Here is an 18,178-nt window from a genome sequence, read left to right as displayed (position 1 = left end):
CCGACCGGATCGGCCCCCCAGGAGGGGTCTCAGGCCAGACCGGGGCCCCGGACCGGGATGCTCGTGAACGTCGGCGCGGGCGCCGGGTCCTGGAAGAAGTCGTTGCCCTTGTCGTCGACCACGATGAAGGCCGGGAAGTCCTCGACCTCGATCTTCCAGACGGCCTCCATGCCCAGCTCCTCGTACTCCAGGACCTCGACCTTCTTGATGCAGTCCTGGGCGAGGCGGGCGGCGGGGCCGCCGATGGAACCGAGGTAGAAGCCGCCGTGGGCGTCGCACGCGTCGGTGACCTGCTTGCTGCGGTTGCCCTTGGCCAGCATCACCTTGGAGCCGCCGGCCGCCTGGAACTGCTCCACGTAGGAGTCCATCCGCCCGGCCGTGGTCGGGCCGAAGGAACCGGAGGCGTACCCCTCGGGGGTCTTGGCCGGGCCCGCGTAGTACACCGGGTGGTCCTTGAGGTACTGCGGCATGTCCTCGCCCGCGTCCAGCCGCTCCTTGATCTTGGCGTGCGCGATGTCGCGGGCCACGACCAGGGGGCCGGTGAGCGAGAGACGGGTCTTGACCGGGTACTTGGTCAGCTCGGCGAGGATCGTGTCCATCGGCTGGTTGAGGTCGATCTTGACGACGTCCGAGGACTCGTCGAGGTGCTCGTCCGTCGTCTCCGGCAGGAAGCGCGCCGGGTCCGTCTCCAACTGCTCCAGGAAGACGCCCTCGGCGGTGATCTTCGCGACGGCCTGGCGGTCCGCCGAGCAGGAGACCGCGATGGCGACCGGGCAGGACGCGCCGTGCCGGGGCAGACGCACCACGCGGACATCGTGGCAGAAGTACTTGCCGCCGAACTGCGCGCCGATGCCGATCTTCTGGGTCAGCTCGAAGACCTTCTCCTCCAGCTCCTTGTCCCGGAAGCCGTGCCCGAGCGCGGAGCCCTCGGCCGGGATCTCGTCCAGGTAGTGCGCGGAGGCGTACTTCGCGGTCTTGAGCGCGAACTCGGCGCTCGTACCGCCGACCACGATCGCGAGGTGGTACGGCGGGCAGGCGGCCGTGCCCAGCGAACGGATCTTCTCCTCCAGGAACTTCATCATGGAGGACTCGTTCAGGACGGCCTTCGTCTCCTGGTACAGGAACGACTTGTTGGCCGAGCCGCCGCCCTTCGCCATGAAGAGGAACTTGTAGGCGCCGCCGTCGGTCGCGTACAGCTCGATCTGCGCCGGGAGGTTGGAGCCGGTGTTCTTCTCCTCCCACATGGTGAGCGGAGCCATCTGCGAGTACCGCAGGTTGAGGTTCAGGTACGCGTCGTAGATGCCGCGGCTCAGCGCTTCCTCGTCGCGGCCCTCGGTCAGCACGTTCTGCCCGCGCTTGCCCATGACGATCGCCGTGCCGGTGTCCTGGCACATGGGCAGCACGCCGGCCGCGGCGATGTTCGCGTTCTTCAGCAGGTCCAGCGCGACGAACTTGTCGTTGCCGGACGCCTCGGGGTCGTCGATGATCCGGCGGAGCTGGGCGAGGTGGGCGGGGCGCAGGTAGTGCTGGATGTCGTGGATGGCCTCCTCGGCCAGCTTGCGCAGCGCCTCCGGCTCCACCTTGAGGAACGTCCGCCCGTCCGGCCCCTCGACGGTGGACACGCCCTCGGAGGTCACCAGCCGGTACGGCGTGGTGTCCTCTCCCTGGGGGAGCAGATCGGTGTACGCGAACTCAGGCATCTCAGCCCATTCCTCACTCGACGGACGGCGCCCGCCGACGCTGGCGGGCCTGTCCAGCGTAGAACCCGGCTCGGACAATGCTCTGGTGAGGTAAGACTCACTTGCCTCCCGCCGCCGCTGTCCGGCGTCGCCGTCCGGGGCCCCGGCAACGTTGCCCGGTAGTTGTCCACAGGCCCTAGTCGCGATCTATCGCGTTTCGGTACTCTGCTCTCGTGGACCTTCAGAAGCACGCGCAGCCCGCGGACACCGCCCCGCCCCCGGCCGACCTGCGCGCCTCGGACGCCGACCGCGACCGGGTCGCCGACATCCTCCGCGAGGCCCTGGCCGAGGGCCGGCTGACGGCCGAGGAGCACGCCGAGCGGGTGGAGGGGGTGCTGCACACCAAGACCGTCGGCGAGCTGGACGTCTTCATACGCGATCTGCCCGCCGCGCACGACCGCCCGGCCGGACCCGCGTACGCCTCCGCCCCGCCCCGTCCGCGGCCCGGCACCCTCCCGGCCGAGGCCGACACCAGCGTGGTCGCCGTCTTCAGCAGCGCCGTGCGCCGGGGCCGCTGGCGCGCCGGTCGCCGGGTGCACGCCTTCGCGGTGTTCGGCAGCGTGGAGATAGACCTCAGCGAGGCCGTCTTCGAGTACCAGCAGGTGGTGATCAAGGCGGTATCGGTCTTCGGGGACGTCCAGATCCGGGTCCCGGAGAACGTGTCGCTGCGCGGCACCGGCGGCAGCGTGCTGGGCAACTTCGAGGTCAGCACGCTGGACTCGGTGCAGTCGGACGCGCCGGTGATCTATGTGGACGGCTGGTCGGTGCTGGGCAATGTGGAGGCGCGGCCCCGGCGCGGCCGGTTCGTCGCGGACATCCTCGACCGGGTCCAGGGCCAGGTCGAGCGGGCGCACGACAAGGTGGACCGAAAGCTGCGCAGACACCTGGGGCACTGACGCCGAACAAGCCGTCGTGCGCCGGTGGTTGGGAACGCAGTGCATAGGCGCGCGTACAACGGGTAGGGCTTGCTGCATCGTCTCTCGCTAGCGAATTCGTCGTCAGGAGTAGACCGTGCTGCAACCGCCGCATTCGTCCCCGCAGGTAGCCGCCGTTCCGGCCCAGCGGGGCCCGGCGCGAGACAGGGATCAGGACGCGCCCTGGCACACCGAGGCGGTGTGCCGCCGCGACGAGGCCGGTCTGTTCTTCGCCCCGTCGAAGGAGCCGACCGCCGCGCGTCTGTCCCGCGAGGAGGCGGCCAAGCGGGTGTGCGCCCGCTGCCCGGTGATGATCGAGTGCCGCGAGCACGCCCTGCTCCAGCCCGAGCCGTACGGCGTCTGGGGCGGCCTGACCGCGGCCGAGCGCCGCGTGGTCCTGGCCCGCAGGCGCAGGCGCGAGGTGGAACTCAAGAAGGCGACGGCAACGCGTATAGCGGGCTGAGCCGAAAGCTTTTCAGGGGCGCGGGGAACTGCGCGGCCGGCCGCGAAGGACCGGCACCCGCAGAGCCACCCGCGCCCCCTGAACCGCTACTTCGCCCGGTCGAAGTCGATCGCGCTGTAGGCCCGCAGCTTGCTGAGCCGGTGCTCGGACTCGATCTTGCGCACGGTCCCCGACTTGGACCGCATCACGATGGAATCGGTGGTCGCGGTCTCCGACCGGTACCGCACCCCCCGCATCAGCTCCCCGTCGGTGATCCCGGTCGCCACGAAGAACACGTTCTCCCCGCTCACCAGGTCGTCCGTGGTGAGCACCCGGTCCAGGTCATGGCCGGCGGCGATCGCCCGCTCCCGCTCCTCGTCGTCCTTGGGCCAGAGCTTGCCCTGGATCGTGCCGCCCAGGCACTTCACCGCGCAGGCCGAGATGATCCCCTCGGGGGTGCCGCCGATGCCGAGCAGCATGTCGATGCCGGTGCCCTCGCGCAGCGCCAGGATGGACCCCGCCACATCGCCGTCCGAGATCAGCTTGATCCGGGCGCCGGTGTCCCGGATCTCCTTGATCACGCCCTCGTGCCGGGGCCGGTCCAGGATGACGACCGTGACGTCCTCAGGGGTGCGCCGCTTCGCCTTCGCGACCCGGCGGATGTTGACCGACACGGGCGCGTCGATGTCCACGAAGTCGGCCGCCTCGGGCCCGGTGACCAGCTTGTCCATGTAGAACACGGCGGACGGGTCGAACATGGCGCCCCGCTCGGCGGCGGCCAGCACGGCGATCGCGTTCGCCATGCCCTTCGCCGTCAGGGTGGTCCCGTCGATCGGGTCGACGGCGATGTCGACCTCGGGTCCCGTCCCGTCGCCGACCTGCTCCCCGTTGAAGAGCATCGGTGCCTCGTCCTTCTCGCCCTCGCCGATGACGACGACGCCGTTCATCGAGACGGTGGAGACGAGGGTCCGCATGGCGCGCACGGCGGCGCCGTCGGCGCCGTTCTTGTCGCCGCGGCCGACCCAGCGGCCCGCGGCCATGGCCGCGGCCTCGGTGACCCTCACGAGTTCCAGGGCGAGGTTGCGGTCGGGGGCCTCGGAGGGGACATCGAGTTCGGACGGCAGATGATGCTCGGTCATCGGAGCGCACCTTTCTGATACGACGACGGCCGGATGAGTATGGGGTGACTCTATCGCCGGGCTTACAAGATGAGCAGGGGGCCCCACGGATGAGCGCGGAGGGCACCTGAGACCATAGGGGACGTGGCAGGTTCGAACGGCAAGCAGAAGACGGTCCGGGACATGATCCTTTCCCTGGCCCTGATCGGTATCGCGGCGGCGGTCATCTACGTCTTCGTCCCGCACGACGACCACAAGCCCGACCTCCCGCGGGTCGACTACACGGTCGAGACGACCACGGCGCGCAGGGCCGTGAGCTACCCGGTGGCGGCGCCCGAGGGGCTGCCGGACACCTGGAAGGCGACCTCCGTCCGCTTCCGCGGCGACGAGTCCGACCGCTGGCACCTCGGCTTCCAGGACCCCGAGGGCCAGTACGTGCAGGTCGAGCAGTCCACCCAGAAGCGCTCCGACTTCATCGAGCAGGCCACCCAGGGCTCCTCGGCGACCAAGAAGACCGAGAAGATCGACGGCCGCACCTGGACCCGGTACACCGGCGGCCGCTACGACGCCCTCGTCCTGGAGGACACCCCCGGCTCCACCACGGTGGTCTCCGGTACCGCCTCCTTCGACCGCCTGACCACCATGGCCTCGTCGCTCAAGATGGCGTAGCGGCTCCCTCTCACGATGCGCGAAGGCCCCCGGAAGCGCATTCCGGGGGCCTTCGCGTCCGCCGTGGACCGGCGGAAGGGCGCTGCTCAGACGGTCGTGATCACGTCGTCGTACGACAGGCGCGGGCCGCGCGGGTGCGAGGCGTCGGCGGCCGGGCGGCCGATGTTGACGATCATCAGCGGGGTGTGGTCGTCGTCCAGGAACTCCTTGCGGACGCCCTCGGCATCGAAGCCGGTCATCGGGCCCGCGGCCAGGCCGGCGGCGCGGACACCGACGACGAAGTAGGCCGCCTGGAGCGCGGCGTTCAGCGCGGCGGAGCGCTCACGCACCGGGCGCTCGGCGAAGAAGGCGTCCTTGGCCTGCGGGAACGCCGGGAACAGGGCCGGCAGCTCCTCGTGGAACTCGTTGTCCGCGGAGAGGATCGCGACCAGCGGGGCGGCGGCCGTCTTGGGCTTGTTGCCGTCGGCCATCAGGGCCACCAGGCGCTCGCGGGCCTCGGGGGAGCGGACCAGGGTGATCCGCAGCGGGGTCTGGTTGAAGGCGGTGGGGCCGTACTTGACCAGGTCGTAGATCGCCCGGACCTGCTCGTCGGTCACCGGCTCGTCGGTGAAGGAGTTCGCGGTGCGGGCCTCGCGGAAGAGCAGGTCCTGGGCGGCCGGGTCGAGAACGAGAGACATCTGTGACTTCCTGGGGTGCGCGTACGGTCCGCTGGGCGGGACCTGATGACGGACCCGACCCTACGCCAAAGAAGTTCAAGCTTTAACAAAGCCTCCCGGCGAGCCCCGGCCCGCTACTCGCCCTCTTCGTCCTCCGCCTCCTCCGCGAGCGCCGCGTCCAGCCGCTCCCGCGCCCCCTCCAGCCAGCGCCGGCACACCTTGGCCAGCTCCTCGCCGCGCTCCCACAGTGCGAGCGACTCCTCCAGCGTCGAACCGCCCGCCTCCAGTCGCCGTACGACCTCGATCAACTCGTCCCGCGCCTGCTCGTACGAGAGCGACTCGTCCACCTTGCTGCTCATCCGCCCACCCTATTCATCGCCGCCGACATCGACCCGTACGGCGAACTCGCCCGCCGCCACCCGGGCCCGCAGCGGCTCGCCGTCGGTCACCTCGGCCGGGTCGCGGACCACATGGCCGTCCTCCTTCTGCAGGACCGCGTAACCGCGCCGGAGGGTGGCCGCGGGGGAGAGGGCCACCACGCGCGCGTGCGTGTGGGTCAGCTCCGACTCCGCCCGGTCCAGCAGATGGCCCAGCGTGCGCCGGGCCCGGCCCAGCAGCGCCTCCACCTGCTCCTCCCGCTCGTCCAGCATCCGGTGCGGGCGCTCCATCACCGGCCGGCCCAGCGCGTGCGCCAGCCCCCGCTCCTCCCGCTCCAGCAGGGAGTGCGCGCAGCGCCTGCCCCGGTCGCGCAGCATCCGTACCCGCGCCAGCTCCTCGCCCACGTCCGGGACGACCTTCTTGGCCGCGTCGGTCGGGGTGGAGGCGCGCAGGTCGGCCACCAGGTCCAGCAGCGGGGTGTCCGGCTCGTGCCCGATCGCCGAGACCACCGGTGTACGGCAGCCGGCGACCGTCCGGATCAGCTCCTCGTCGGAGAACGGCAGCAGATCCTCCACGCTGCCCCCGCCGCGGGCCACCACGATCACGTCCACGTCGTCCCGCGCGTCCAGCTCCTTGACCGCCTGGACCACCTGCGGCACCGCGTGCACCCCCTGCACCGGCACATTGCGCACCTCGAAGCGGACGGCGGGCCAGCGGTGCCGGGCGTTCTCCAGCACGTCGCGCTCCGCCGCCGAGGCCCGGCCGCACACCAGCCCGATGAGCTGCGGCAGGAAGGGCAGCGGCTTCTTGCGGTCGGCCGCGAACAGCCCCTCGGCCGCCAGCGACTTCTTGAGCTGCTCCAGCCGCGCCAGCAGCTCGCCCACGCCCACCGGCCGTATCTCGGCGGCGCGCAGCGAGAGCTGGCCGCGCGGGGCGTACCACTCCGGCTTGGCGAGCACCACGACCCGCGCGCCCTCGCCGACCACGTCCGCGACCGCGTCGAAGACCTGCCGGAAGCAGGTGACGCTCACCGAGATGTCGTGCGAGGGGTCGCGCAGCGTCAGAAACACCACCCCGGCGCCGGGACGCCGCGACAACTGGGTGATCTGCCCCTCCACCCACACCGCGCCGAGCCGGTCGATCCAGCGTCCGATGAGCCGGGAGACCTCCCTGACCGGGAGCGGGGCCTCGGGCGACGTGTTCACAGCCATGCGGCGAGGGTAACGGCCGCCGCCGACAACGGGGGTGTGCCGGGGACACCCCCCTGGGGGGATCTACGGGGTCCGGCACCCGGCCTTACGATGGGACGCATGACCGCTTCGCCTGGCCGCCGTGTCCTGCTCGCCGCCCCCCGTGGCTACTGCGCCGGTGTGGACCGCGCCGTGATCGCCGTCGAGAAGGCCCTCGAACAGTACGGGGCCCCGATCTACGTCCGGCACGAGATCGTCCACAACAAGTACGTCGTGCAGACCCTGGAGAAGAAGGGCGCGATCTTCGTCGAGCAGACGGAGGAGGTGCCGCCGGGCGAGATCGTGATGTTCTCCGCGCACGGCGTCGCCCCGACCGTGCACGAGGAGGCGAAGCGCGGCCGGCTCGCCACCATCGACGCCACCTGCCCGCTGGTCACCAAGGTCCACAAGGAAGCCGTCCGCTACGCCAAGGACGACTACGACATCCTGCTGATCGGGCACGAGGGCCACGAGGAGGTCATCGGCACCTCCGGCGAGGCCCCCGAGCACATCCAGCTCGTCGACGGCCCCGAGGACGTCGCCAAGGTCGAGGTCCGCGATCCGTCCAAGATCGTCTGGCTCTCCCAGACCACGCTGTCCGTGGACGAGACCATGGAGACCGTCGACGCCCTGAAGGCGAAGTTCCCCGGCCTCGTCTCCCCGCCCAGCGACGACATCTGCTACGCCACGCAGAACCGTCAGCTCGCGGTGAAGCAGATGGGCGCCGAGGCCGAGCTGGTCATCGTGGTCGGCTCGCGCAACTCCTCCAACTCCGTGCGGCTCGTCGAGGTCGCCAAGCTCGCCGGGTCCCGCCAGGCGTACCTGGTGGACTTCGCCGGCGAGATCGACGAAGCCTGGCTGGAGGGCGTCACCACGGTCGGCGTCACCTCCGGCGCCTCCGTGCCCGAGGTGCTGGTCGAGGAGGTCCTCGAGTGGCTGGCCCAGCGCGGCTACGGCGACGTGGAGCTGGTGAAGGCGGCCGAGGAGTCCATCACCTTCTCGCTGCCCAAGGAACTCCGCCGCGACCTGCGCGAGGAGGCCGCCGCCCTGGCGGCCGAGCGTGGCGGAACCGGTACGCCCGGGGCGTGACCGTCAGTCGTACGTCGTAACGTGGGGCCATGCAGATCTTCGGCGTGGACATCGGCGGGTCCGGCATCAAGGGTGCCCCGGTGGACCTGGACAAGGGCGATCTCGCCCAGGAGCGCTGCAAGGTGCTCACCCCGCATCCGGCGACCCCCGAGGGTGTCGCCGACGGCGTCAAGGAAGTGATCGACCACTTCGGCTGGACCGGCCCGGTCGGGCTGACCTTCCCCGGAGTGGTCCAGGACGGCGCGACCATCCTCACCGCGGCGAACGTCGACAAGAGCTGGGTCGGTACGGACGCCCGCACCCTGTTCAGCGAGAAGCTGGGCGGGCTGCCCGTCACCCTGGTCAACGACGCGGACGCGGCCGGCCTCGCCGAGATGCGGTTCGGCGCCGGGCGCGGGCGGAAGGGCACGGTCATCGTGCTCACCTTCGGCACCGGCATCGGCAGCGCGGTCTTCACCGACGGCGTGCTGGTCGCCAACACCGAGCTGGGTCATCTCGAGCTGAACGGCCACGACGCGGAGAAGAAGGCGTCCAGCAAGGCCAAGGAGGACGCCGACCTCACCTGGGAGCACTGGGCGCGCCGGGTCGAGAAGTACCTCGCGCACCTGGAGATGCTCTTCTCGCCGGAGCTGTTCATCATCGGCGGCGGAGTGAGCCGCAAGGCCGAGAAGTTCCTCCCGCACATCAAGGGCATCAAGGCCGAGATCGTCCCGGCCCAGCTCCAGAACAACGCGGGCATCGTGGGCGCGGCGATGCGGGCGGAGCAGCGGGCGGCTGCGGAGCAGTCGTAGTCAGGGGCCCGACCGGTGCGTTCCGCCGGTCGGGCCCCTTTCGCGCTCAGCGTTCGAGCGTGCAGGTGAAGTCACCGGAGGGCCTGGCGTCCAGCCGGACGGCCGAGACGAGGTTCCCCTCCACGATCAGCCGCCCGGCCTCGGCCCGTACACCGGTTCAGCGGCGGCACTCACGCGGCTCGGCGTCGTCTGCTGCGGACCCAGCGCACCCGGCGCACGAGGACCATCACCCCGGCGATCAGCGTCCCGCCGTACAGCCAGCCCGCCTGGGTGGCGAGGCCGGTGAAGACGCCCATCAGGGAGCCGAGGAAGCCGGCGCTGCCGTCGGCTACGGGGAAGAGTCCGGCGCCGAAGGCGATCGGCAGGGCGACGGGGGCGGTCAGCAGGTCGCCGGGGCGTACCCAGAGCGCGGTGAGCACGCACACGGGCAGGAACAGCACGCCGTAGGCGATCAGCGACGAGCCGAACAGCAGGGCGTCCAGGCCGCCGAGCAGCAGCATCGCGGCCACGCAGAACAGGCCGCCGCCGAGCCCGGTGAGCCGGGGGTTCGGGAAGCGCCGGCCGGTGGGCGCGGAGCCCGCCTCCGCGACGGGTCCACGGACGGCCTCGTGGCCGCGGCGGGGCGCGACGGGCACCCCGGCCGGACCGCGCGCGGCGTCCGGACGCCGCCGGGCCTGGGGCGGAAGGTGCGCGGGCGTGGGTGTGCCGCGTCGCGGCCCGTCTTTCGGAGGTCGCGTTCTGTGTTGCTCCACTGGACCAACTTAGGTCTGTTTATGTGCCGAATCGCCCTTCAGACACGCCGAAGACATGTCCGCGGGGTCACTCCGGCCGGACGGGGGATGCTCCCGCTGATTGCCCCGCGCGGACGCCGTAAACTGGTGGATCGGCCGGTGTCCCCTGGGGCCTGGCAGCCTTTGGCCCCACTCCTCTACGGGAAGTCGCAACGTGTCGCTCACGATCGGAATCGTCGGCCTGCCCAATGTCGGCAAGTCGACCCTGTTCAACGCCCTGACCAAGAACGACGTGCTGGCGGCCAACTACCCGTTCGCCACGATCGAGCCGAACGTCGGCGTGGTCGGCGTCCCCGACGGCCGTCTGGCGCGGCTCGCGTCGATCTTCGGCTCCGAGCGCATCCTCCCGGCGACGGTGGACTTCGTCGACATCGCGGGCATCGTGCGCGGTGCCTCCGAGGGTGAGGGCCTGGGCAACAAGTTCCTGGCGAACATCCGCGAGTCCGACGCGATCTGCCAGGTCATCCGCGCCTTCAAGGACGAGAACGTCGTGCACGTCGACGGCAAGGTCTCGCCGAAGGACGACATCGAGACGATCAACACCGAGCTGATCCTCGCCGACCTCCAGACCATCGAGAAGGTGCTGCCGCGGCTCCAGAAGGAGTCCCGGATCAAGAAGGACGTCGCGCCGAAGGTGAAGGCCATCGAGGAGGCGAAGGAGATCCTGGAGAGGGGCGACACCCTGTCCTCCCAGGGCATCCTCCAGGGCTCGGAGCGCGCGGAACTGCTGCACGACCTGCACCTGTTGACGACCAAGCCCTTCCTCTACGTCTTCAACGTGGACGAGGACGAGCTGACCGACGAGGAGTTCAAGAACGCCCAGCGCGCGCTGGTGGCCCCGGCCGAGGCGATCTTCCTCAACGCCAAGCTGGAGGCGGACCTCGCGGAGCTGGACGAGGAGGACGCGATGGAGCTCCTGGAGTCCGTCGGCGCCGAGGAGCCCGGCCTCGCCACCCTCGCCCGCGTCGGCTTCAACACCCTCGGCCTCCAGACCTACCTCACGGCCGGCCCCAAGGAATCCCGGGCCTGGACCATCCCCAAGGGCGCCACCGCCCCCGAGGCCGCCGGCGTCATCCACACGGACTTCCAGAAGGGCTTCATCAAGGCGGAGGTCATCTCCTTCGACGACCTGGTGGAGACCGGTTCCGTGGCCGAGGCCCGCGCGAAGGGCAAGGCGCGTATGGAGGGCAAGGAGTATGTGATGCGGGACGGGGATGTGGTGGAGTTCCGCTTCAACGTGTAGCCGGGGCCGCTTCGGCGAGCTTGCAGGTGAGAAGGGTCCGATTCCGTGGAGTCGGGCCCTTTCGCGTGGGCCGGGCGGAGTGTTCGTCCCGCCCGGCCCGGTCGACCTCCTGATCGCAGGCTTGTCGAGAGGGGAATCGTTTTTTCCGGCGACTTGCGGTTCGCCCGGTCAAGTCGGGGGGTAGCCTTAGCGCGATGTTCTTGCCTGTCACGAGTCTCATTTCCTGATCTTGCTCATTCGTCACGTCCGCACACTCGGTGGGGGGAGTTCCGCGTGATCGAGGACATTGTCACCGCAGCACTGGCGAGGATGGCTGAAGGGTCCGGGGCCGCGCTCATCGACCTTGTCCGTGGTTATTTCTCCCGGAATCAGGACTCCTCGCAGGAAATGGAGCTGCTCGACCGGGCGGAGGGCGGCGATCTCTCGACCCAGGACGAGCAAGAACTGCGGGAACTGTTGCTCAGACACGCGGACCAGGACCCCGAATTCAGGGATCGGCTGCAAAGGGCCACCACCTCGGTCGGTGCCAGCAATTCCGTGACATCCAGTGTCGTGCAGAAGCTCATCCAGGCCCAAAACGTCGGTGACGTCACCATGTGACGCTGATTCACGCTGGAGGCAGGGCTCCGTGAACCCCGAGCTGGAAGGTGCTCCGCACAACATCGCGGAGCGGCTGTCGGCGAATCAGCTCCTTCAGGTGGGATCGTCGGGGCCGATATACGTCCAGCGCTCGCCGTCGGTGAGCCGTGCGGAAATTCCTCATATGCTTCCCGGTGGCGTCGGCCGCGTCATCGGCCGGTCCCACCTCCTCAAGGCCATGGACGAGGCCATGGAATCCTCTGGTTCCCGCTGCTGCGTGTTATGGGGACTGGCTGGATCGGGGAAGACCACACTGGCGCTCGCCTGGTCCGGTTCTCGTCTGGAGAATTATCCCGACGGCCAGTTCTTCGTGGACATGCAGGCGTATTCGAATGCGCCACGCGTGGAGTCGCGGGACGCACTGCGCACTTTTCTCGCCGCGCTGGGCGCCGACCGCTCCGACCTCGTCGACGATGCCGGATGGGGACACGCGTTCCGTGCTGCGACTTCGGGAAAGAAGTGCCTCGTCATAGTCGACAACGTGTCGTCCTACGGCGATGTCAAGGATCTTGTCCCTGGAGTGGGATCGAGCCTGATCGTCACCAGTCGGCGAGCAATCCCTGAAATGATCATCCGTCACCAAGCGCGAGTACTCAAATTGCCACTGCTCAGCGTAGAAGAAGGTATCGAACTGCTGGCGGAACGGGTGGGATTTGTCCGCGTGGGCAAAGACAACCAGAGCGCGACCAGGATCGTCGAGCTGCTGGAGGGCCACCCGCTGGCCCTCGCCATCGTCGCCGCCAAGCTCGCGGTCCACACGACCTGGGACCTCCAGGACGCGCTCGCGGGCATCCAGTCCGGCGACACCCCCCTGGGCTTCCTGGACGACGCCGAGCTGGGGATAGAGATCGGCCGGGTGGTGTCGTGGTCCGTCGAAGACCTCGATGCCGAGACCAAGTACGTCCTGTACGTGGCCTCGATGCTGCCCACCACCGAGCTGTCCACCACCGTGCTCCGCCTTGTTCTCGAACAGAGCGAGTCGAGATGTGACCGGACCCTGCGCGCGCTGAGTCTCGCGTCCCTGATCGACGAGACCAGCCTGGGGCACTATCGCATGCACGACATCATCCGGGCCTATCTGTCGGAGACGCGTGCCCAGGTGCTCGACCGGGCCGAACAGGCCGATATCGCTCGCAGGATTCGCACCACCTACCTTGCGCTCAGTTTCGCGGCCGACCGGGTGATCGACCCCAACCGGCACCCGATCGCTCTGGGCGAGGTCACGGAGCAGATCGCGCATCAGGTCAGGTTCACGCTTCCCGAGGCACTCGCCTGGTTCAGTGTGATCACACCGTCCATGCTCAGCCTGATGGACGAAGCGGCAGCCATGCGCGACTACGAGTTCGTGACCCGCTTCGCCTGGTCCGTGAACACCTATCTCTACTGGCGGCAGGACGTGTCCAAGACGCTCGCCGTACAGGAGCGGTCGCTCGAAGCCGCCATCGCCGGCGACCGTCCGATGGAGGCTCACTGCCGGCGCGGACTTGGCAGGGCACTGGCCGACGCCGGGCGGCTCGACTCGGCGAAGGAGCAGCTTCTGGCGGCTCTCGACATCGAGACGTCACGGGGGGACACCAGCCAGACAGCGTCCACGCAGCACGCCATGTCCGAACTCTCCCTCCGTGCGGGGAACTTCCGCGAAGCCCTGCGCTGGGGGATGCGGGCGGCCCGAGAGTCCCGACGCAACAACAACGCCGTTCGAGAGGCGCGAGGACTGTACGACGCGGCCCGCGCCCTCATCGAACTGGGCCGCTACACCTGGGCGGAAGACCTCGGCCTCCGCAGCCTGGCGATGTGTGAGGACCAGGCGAACGCGTACGGCCGGGCGCTGGCACTGAGGGTTCTCGGGACGGCCGGAGTGAAGTCCGGAGACCTCGAGAAGGGCTGCACCTGGCTGGAGCGTGCGTGGCGGGCGGAGGACGCGCTCGGCAACTCCCGGTCGGTGCGGGCGATTCTGGAGCAGCTCGAAGACGCGTACACCCGAGCGGGCAACGACAGCGCCGTGGCCGAGGTTCATCGCGTCCTCACAGACCTCGACCGGTTCGCCACGGACGAGCTGGCGTGAGAGGGCGACGACATGCCTCTGCGGCACACACCCCTGGTCCCGGTGGATCGGCTGGCCAGTCCGCAGTCGTACCGTCAGTCGGCGCGCTCCGCCGCTGACGGGCGCTTCCGTGAAGCGCTCGAAGACCTGGTGGGAAGAGAGACCTTCGACACCTTGCACCGGGCGCTCGCGGCCGAGGGTGCCGTCAGTCTGACCGGTTTGCTCCCGCAGGGTCTGTTCGACGAATTCCGGCAGACCTACGATGCGGAGATGCGCGCCAAGGGCAGTCGTGGCTCGCTGCACAGCTATCTGAATGTCGTCTCGTCAGGTCCACTGCTTAAAAGCCCCGGATTATGGGAGACGGTCGCCCATCCGCTCCTGGTCGTGCTGATCGCCCACGCGCTGGGCGGCCCGGTGAAGATTGTCGATCTGCGCGCCAAGGACACGTACCCCGTCGACGTGGTCGCGCGCGACAACACTCTGCACCTGGACAACAGCCCCTTCATGGACGAGTACAAAGTGGTCGTCACATGGACGCTGGGCAGTGCGCGGGGGCCCTCGGGGCAGGGGCTGACCTACTTACCGCACACGAACCGGCTGTTCCGGCAATGTTTCGTGGAGTCGGACGGGGGCGTCTGGAGTGACGAAGACGCTTGCATCTTCCCTTCCAGGGAACGGGTTGACGAGGTGCTTCTGGCGCAGGCCGGATTCCTTGACACGCCCGTACCCCTTGTGGTGCATCTGACGGACCTTGCAAGGCCGTGTCACACGATGTTCGCGGCGAGCAGACTGGTGCACCATCGGTATCGAACCTCGGCCGGGGCAGCCCGTAGCGCGGTGATGGCCTCGTTCCATCGGACCGACGACAGCGATGAGTGTCTTGGTGCGACGGAGGCCGGGCGCTCACCGCTCCGGCAGTTCCTTGCCGAAGGCGGTTCGCGGGAGCAGTTCCTCACGGCTGTCGGTCAGGAGATGCCGGGCATCGAAGCAGCCCTTGAACGAGTGTCCAAGGGGTCGGGGCTGATCGTGGACCCGCGCCGGCACATGCTCACCGGGCCGGCTTTCGAAGCGTGGTACGCACGGCAATGCGCGGGCGTCACGCTCAACAATCTGCGTGCCAGACGCTTGGAGCACACTGCCGTTCGGCAGGGGTCTTCTGTCGAGCAGCTTGTGCAGAGGCTGCAGTACGACCTCCAAGGTCCTCTCAATATGCCCTTCTTCGCCGACATGCGGGAGACGCGGCGTAAGCGCGCGCGTATCTGGCTCCGGGAGATGTCGCCCGAAGCCATCCGTGAGGTTGTCGAGACAGCGTGCGCGCGATCGGTGAACGACGTGAGGTGGGCCCTTCCGACGTCAGCCGGGGAATCGATCGCCGAGTTGCGTTCCCTCCTTCCGGCCCTCCATCTGCTTCTGCCGAAGCCGGGGGCGGGAGTCGGCGGCGACGGATCGGCGGATGGCTTGGCCGTCGATTCCTTGCCGTCATTCATCGGCGACCTCACGGTCACCGCGGGCTGGCTGGATGACGCGGACACGGATTCGCTGATCACCGCTACCGCGTTCGCGTCCCTCGGCTCTGCTTTGTGTGCGAAGTGGTTCGACTTGGGGGCTGAGGGTGAAGTGATCACTAGGCGGCTTCTGCGCAACTACATGGCTCTGGTGGATGAGACAACGGAATCTGTCTCATGACGGTGGACCGCCGCAATCTCGATGTCTACCTGCGGTCGGTGAATGAAGAGATTCAAACGATGAAGATGTCATCGGAGCTTTGGTTCCGTGGCGCTCGTCCGCAGCAGATCCGTGCCAATGACCGGTTTGCGCGCTCGCTCATGAGCGTGGGGCTGGACTGGAGTACTGCTGCCCCGCAGGGTCGACCGGAGCCGCCCGGGCCTCGCCGCTGCCCGGTGCGGAGCGAGTACTGGAGCGCGGTCACGCCGGCACGGGACATCGCGGTCCGTTTCGGCGCGGCTGATCACTCCTCCTTGGACGCGTACTTCACCGTCGACGCGGGGCGAAGCGGTGAGGTCGCCTTCTCGCGAGCGCGGAACGCGGTGGTGCCTCTCTCGCCGGCGGACCATTTGTTGCGCGGCATCGACACGATCGCCGTCAGGACGGGTGCCGGCCCGGCAGACGCCTGCCGCAAGGCGATGCGGATGCTTGCTCGGGACTGGTCCCTCCTCGTGGACGCCGGTCGAGGGCAGCCGGACGGGCCGGTTCGCGCGTCCGCCGTGCTGCGAGAGTTCCATGAGGCGGTCGTGACGCCATCGGTCCCCCGAGACGGAACGGACCCAAGACCCCTGGACGCACGTGCCGACGGTCCGCACGTGGTGCTGACGGAGGCGGAAGCCCGAGAGCTTGCGGCGTCCTACAGGATCGGCCGGCTTCCCTTCACGGCGCGGGAGTACCGCATGGCGCGGGAGCTGGTCGCCATGTCGCGCCTGCAAGAAGCGCTGCTGGCAGCGCAACTGCATCTCACGGCCGGATCACTGAAGGCGGTGGGAGCGCTGGTGGACCGGCTCGGAACACTGCGATCACTGCTGCCTTTCACCGAGGTCTTCGTCAACCGGTCGGGTTACGGCCCCTCGGGGCGACCCGAACTGTCTCCGAATCCCAAGCTCATCACGGTTCTCTGCAACAACGTCGTGCCGGCCATCGCGGGGGAGCTCATCCGGCGAGGAGCTCAGGCGGAGGACTTGGACTCTGCGGCCGTCCGGGCAGGCGTCGTCGCGGCGAGACGGCGCCACATCTACGAGGTGATGATCGCCCTCTTCGACCGGGCGGAGGGTCTTCCCGCGGGCATGGTGACGCTCTCAGGCTTCAACATGCGCGTGTGCCCCGCCGCGGCTCCCTTCTCGTCCTTCCTCGAAGAGTGGCTGCCGTTCTACTTCGACGGCGGGCGGTGTCATGTGTGAAACGCCCGTGCCGACAGGACGCGGCACCTCCTGCATGCCTTCCTGAGCAGCAGCAACGCCCCGATGTTCACGGCGCTTGCCGTCAGGGTGAAACCCAGGGTGAGAAGGGTGGAGAGTGCCGGGCCCGGTTCGGCGCCGGGCGGGAACAGGGTGCTTGCGGCCATCCAGGCCACGGTCATCAGGACCGACGACGGCAGGGCCGCCAGGGTCCACACGGTCATGGCGGGGTGGGCGATCGTGTCCGCCGGGGCGGCGGCCAGGATGCTCAGGGTCACCAGTACCGCCGCGTACAGGGAAATCAGGCGCTTGGTCATCAGGTGCTCGCAGGGGTGAGGTGCATCGCCGGGTAGGGGGTGGGGGCTGTCACCCAGCCGGTGGTGAGGAGGAGGCGGGGGGAGCGGGTGGTGGTGAGGAAGGCGAAGGGGCGGTCGTAGGTGAGGGTCAGGACCGTTGTGGTGTGCGTCGGGGGGAGTGGGGCCCCGCCCGGGGTTGCCGTCACCGCCGTCACCGCTCCTGCTCGGAAGCCCTTCGCGCTGAACTGGGCCACTGCCGACTGGCGGGCCGCGCCTATCGTCAGGGGGGCTTCCGAGATGCCGGGGAAGTGGGCGTGCGGGGTGGTCGGGAGGCCGAAAAGGTCCGGGGTGGTCAGGAGGTCGTGGTCGGCGCGGACCTCGTAGGCCACTGTGCGGACGTCCAGGGCGATCGGTTCCGGGCTTGCGGACGGGCGTTGCCCGACGTGGAGGCCCGGGCCCACGTGGCCCAGGGGGAGGCGGCCGCCCTCGGTGAACGGGAGGGTGCGCTCGACCAGGCCCACGCCGGCTGTGATGACCTGGCCCGGTGTCATGCCCTCCTCGCCGAGCACGAGGTGGATGTCGATGCCGTTGTCTCCGGGGACCGTCAGGGCGGTGACATGGCCGTCCGGGGTCGCGGCCACGCCCACCCGGTCCGGCCGTACCGACCTGCGGAACAGGCCGAGCAGCGTACGGCCCTGCCACGGCCCGTGCTCCGGGCGCAGCGGCAACTCGGTGAAGGGCTGGCGCCACGTCGTCCGCAGGGAGAGCGCGCTCGCCAGGACCACCTGCGCGTCGCGCGTCAGCTTCAGCGGCATCCGTTCGACCAGGCCGCCGGTGCGCTCGGCGGCCCACGCGTCGAGGTGTTCCTGCGCGGTGATCAGGTCGTCCCCGAACGTGCCGTACGTGCCGGCCGGCAGGCCCGCGCGCCAGTCGTCCCGGAGTCGTAGCGACTGCTGTGTCCAGAGGCCGAGGGCGGCGTCCAGGCCGGTCACCGAGGCCATTTCGGCGAGGAGTTGACGGGCGGCCGCAGCCGCCATGTCGGCGGGGACGCCCAGTGCCTCCGACAGTTCCGCCCGTGTCCGGCCGTCCGCGCCGTCCGCCAGGAAGGCCAGCAGCGGCCACACCCCGGCCGCCGAGAACACCGTCCCCTCGTCGGCCGCGACCGTCCGTGCCCAGCGTGCGGTGAGGGCGTTGACCGCCCGTATGCCGGCGCCGCTCATTCCGTCCCCCACGC

Annotated in this window: 18 protein-coding genes; 10 read left to right on the top strand and 8 right to left on the bottom strand. The window is 69.3% G+C overall.

Features of this window, described 5'->3' with window-relative positions; translation table 11 throughout:
* Window positions 1-29: 29 nt before the first annotated feature.
* A complete protein-coding gene (locus tag ACZ3HQ_RS02765; protein WP_467507360.1) occupies window positions 30-1,700 on the bottom strand; it encodes a fumarate hydratase in 1,671 nt (556 codons plus the stop codon).
* Window positions 1,701-1,912: 212 nt separating this feature from the next.
* Here ACZ3HQ_RS02765 and ACZ3HQ_RS02760 point away from each other — a divergent pair, with 212 nt between their 5' ends.
* Window positions 1,913-2,635, top strand: a complete 723-nt coding sequence (locus ACZ3HQ_RS02760; RefSeq protein ID WP_467507359.1) for a DUF1707 SHOCT-like domain-containing protein — start codon at window positions 1,913-1,915, stop codon at window positions 2,633-2,635.
* 115 nt (window positions 2,636-2,750) lie between these two features.
* A complete protein-coding gene (locus tag ACZ3HQ_RS02755; protein ID WP_361651298.1) occupies window positions 2,751-3,116 on the top strand; it encodes a WhiB family transcriptional regulator in 366 nt (121 codons plus the stop codon).
* A gap of 86 nt (window positions 3,117-3,202) precedes the next feature.
* On the opposite strand, the gene glpX is transcribed toward ACZ3HQ_RS02755, so the two are convergent.
* On the bottom strand, window positions 3,203-4,234 hold the full coding sequence (gene glpX / locus ACZ3HQ_RS02750) for a class II fructose-bisphosphatase (RefSeq protein WP_467507356.1): 1,032 nt from the start codon (window positions 4,232-4,234) through the stop codon (window positions 3,203-3,205).
* Between the two features lie 123 nt (window positions 4,235-4,357).
* Here glpX and ACZ3HQ_RS02745 point away from each other — a divergent pair, with 123 nt between their 5' ends.
* Window positions 4,358-4,882 carry a DUF4245 domain-containing protein gene (locus ACZ3HQ_RS02745; RefSeq protein WP_467507355.1) on the top strand — a complete coding sequence of 175 codons (525 nt, stop codon included), beginning with the start codon at window positions 4,358-4,360 and terminating at the stop codon, window positions 4,880-4,882.
* Between the two features lie 86 nt (window positions 4,883-4,968).
* On the opposite strand, the gene ACZ3HQ_RS02740 is transcribed toward ACZ3HQ_RS02745, so the two are convergent.
* The 3 genes from ACZ3HQ_RS02740 to xseA form a co-directional block, all read right to left on the bottom strand.
* Window positions 4,969-5,559 carry a malonic semialdehyde reductase gene (locus tag ACZ3HQ_RS02740; protein ID WP_399566498.1) on the bottom strand — a complete coding sequence of 197 codons (591 nt, stop codon included), beginning with the start codon at window positions 5,557-5,559 and terminating at the stop codon, window positions 4,969-4,971.
* 113 nt (window positions 5,560-5,672) lie between these two features.
* Entirely contained in the window at window positions 5,673-5,897 is a 225-nt protein-coding gene (locus ACZ3HQ_RS02735; protein WP_467507353.1) for an exodeoxyribonuclease VII small subunit, read from the bottom strand.
* 9 nt (window positions 5,898-5,906) lie between these two features.
* Complete coding sequence (gene xseA / locus ACZ3HQ_RS02730) at window positions 5,907-7,127, bottom strand: exodeoxyribonuclease VII large subunit (RefSeq protein ID WP_467507352.1); 1,221 nt, start codon at window positions 7,125-7,127, stop codon at window positions 5,907-5,909.
* A gap of 90 nt (window positions 7,128-7,217) precedes the next feature.
* Between xseA and ACZ3HQ_RS02725 the strand changes: the two genes are divergently transcribed.
* Together ACZ3HQ_RS02725 and ppgK are read left to right on the top strand one after the other, a co-directional pair.
* Entirely contained in the window at window positions 7,218-8,234 is a 1,017-nt protein-coding gene (locus tag ACZ3HQ_RS02725; RefSeq protein ID WP_467507351.1) for a 4-hydroxy-3-methylbut-2-enyl diphosphate reductase, read from the top strand.
* A 29-nt stretch (window positions 8,235-8,263) separates the two neighbouring features.
* A complete protein-coding gene (gene ppgK, locus ACZ3HQ_RS02720) occupies window positions 8,264-9,025 on the top strand; it encodes a polyphosphate--glucose phosphotransferase (protein WP_467507349.1) in 762 nt (253 codons plus the stop codon).
* Between the two features lie 170 nt (window positions 9,026-9,195).
* Here ppgK and ACZ3HQ_RS02715 read toward each other — a convergent pair whose 3' ends face one another.
* Window positions 9,196-9,660: a DUF6542 domain-containing protein gene (locus tag ACZ3HQ_RS02715; RefSeq protein ID WP_467507347.1), complete on the bottom strand. Its 465-nt coding sequence runs from the start codon at window positions 9,658-9,660 to the stop codon at window positions 9,196-9,198.
* Between the two features lie 310 nt (window positions 9,661-9,970).
* Here ACZ3HQ_RS02715 and ychF point away from each other — a divergent pair, with 310 nt between their 5' ends.
* From ychF to ACZ3HQ_RS02690, 5 genes are all read left to right on the top strand, one after another.
* Window positions 9,971-11,059: a redox-regulated ATPase YchF gene (ychF, locus tag ACZ3HQ_RS02710; RefSeq protein WP_467507345.1), complete on the top strand. Its 1,089-nt coding sequence runs from the start codon at window positions 9,971-9,973 to the stop codon at window positions 11,057-11,059.
* Window positions 11,060-11,332: 273 nt separating this feature from the next.
* Window positions 11,333-11,659, top strand: a complete 327-nt coding sequence (locus ACZ3HQ_RS02705; protein ID WP_467507343.1) for a hypothetical protein — start codon at window positions 11,333-11,335, stop codon at window positions 11,657-11,659.
* Between the two features lie 28 nt (window positions 11,660-11,687).
* Window positions 11,688-13,763, top strand: a complete 2,076-nt coding sequence (locus tag ACZ3HQ_RS02700; protein ID WP_467507342.1) for a hypothetical protein — start codon at window positions 11,688-11,690, stop codon at window positions 13,761-13,763.
* A 12-nt stretch (window positions 13,764-13,775) separates the two neighbouring features.
* Window positions 13,776-15,428 (top strand): hypothetical protein, encoded by a 1,653-nt coding sequence (locus tag ACZ3HQ_RS02695; protein WP_467507340.1) that lies wholly within the window; start codon window positions 13,776-13,778, stop codon window positions 15,426-15,428.
* Window positions 15,425-16,651 carry a hypothetical protein gene (locus tag ACZ3HQ_RS02690; protein ID WP_467507338.1) on the top strand — a complete coding sequence of 409 codons (1,227 nt, stop codon included), beginning with the start codon at window positions 15,425-15,427 and terminating at the stop codon, window positions 16,649-16,651. Before ACZ3HQ_RS02695 ends, ACZ3HQ_RS02690 begins: the two co-directional genes overlap by 4 nt.
* Here the strand turns inward: ACZ3HQ_RS02690 and ACZ3HQ_RS02685 are convergent.
* Together ACZ3HQ_RS02685 and ACZ3HQ_RS02680 are read right to left on the bottom strand one after the other, a co-directional pair.
* A complete protein-coding gene (locus tag ACZ3HQ_RS02685; protein ID WP_467507337.1) occupies window positions 16,642-16,965 on the bottom strand; it encodes a hypothetical protein in 324 nt (107 codons plus the stop codon). The two genes, ACZ3HQ_RS02690 and ACZ3HQ_RS02685, sit on opposite strands and share 10 nt — an antisense overlap.
* Window positions 16,965-18,164 carry a serpin family protein gene (locus tag ACZ3HQ_RS02680; RefSeq protein WP_467507335.1) on the bottom strand — a complete coding sequence of 400 codons (1,200 nt, stop codon included), beginning with the start codon at window positions 18,162-18,164 and terminating at the stop codon, window positions 16,965-16,967. Before ACZ3HQ_RS02680 ends, ACZ3HQ_RS02685 begins: the two co-directional genes overlap by 1 nt.
* Between the last annotated feature and the right edge of the window lie 14 nt (window positions 18,165-18,178).

The organism is Streptomyces sp. NPDC018263 (assembly GCF_055562575.1).
This window is presented reverse-complemented; position numbering and strand designations above follow the sequence as displayed.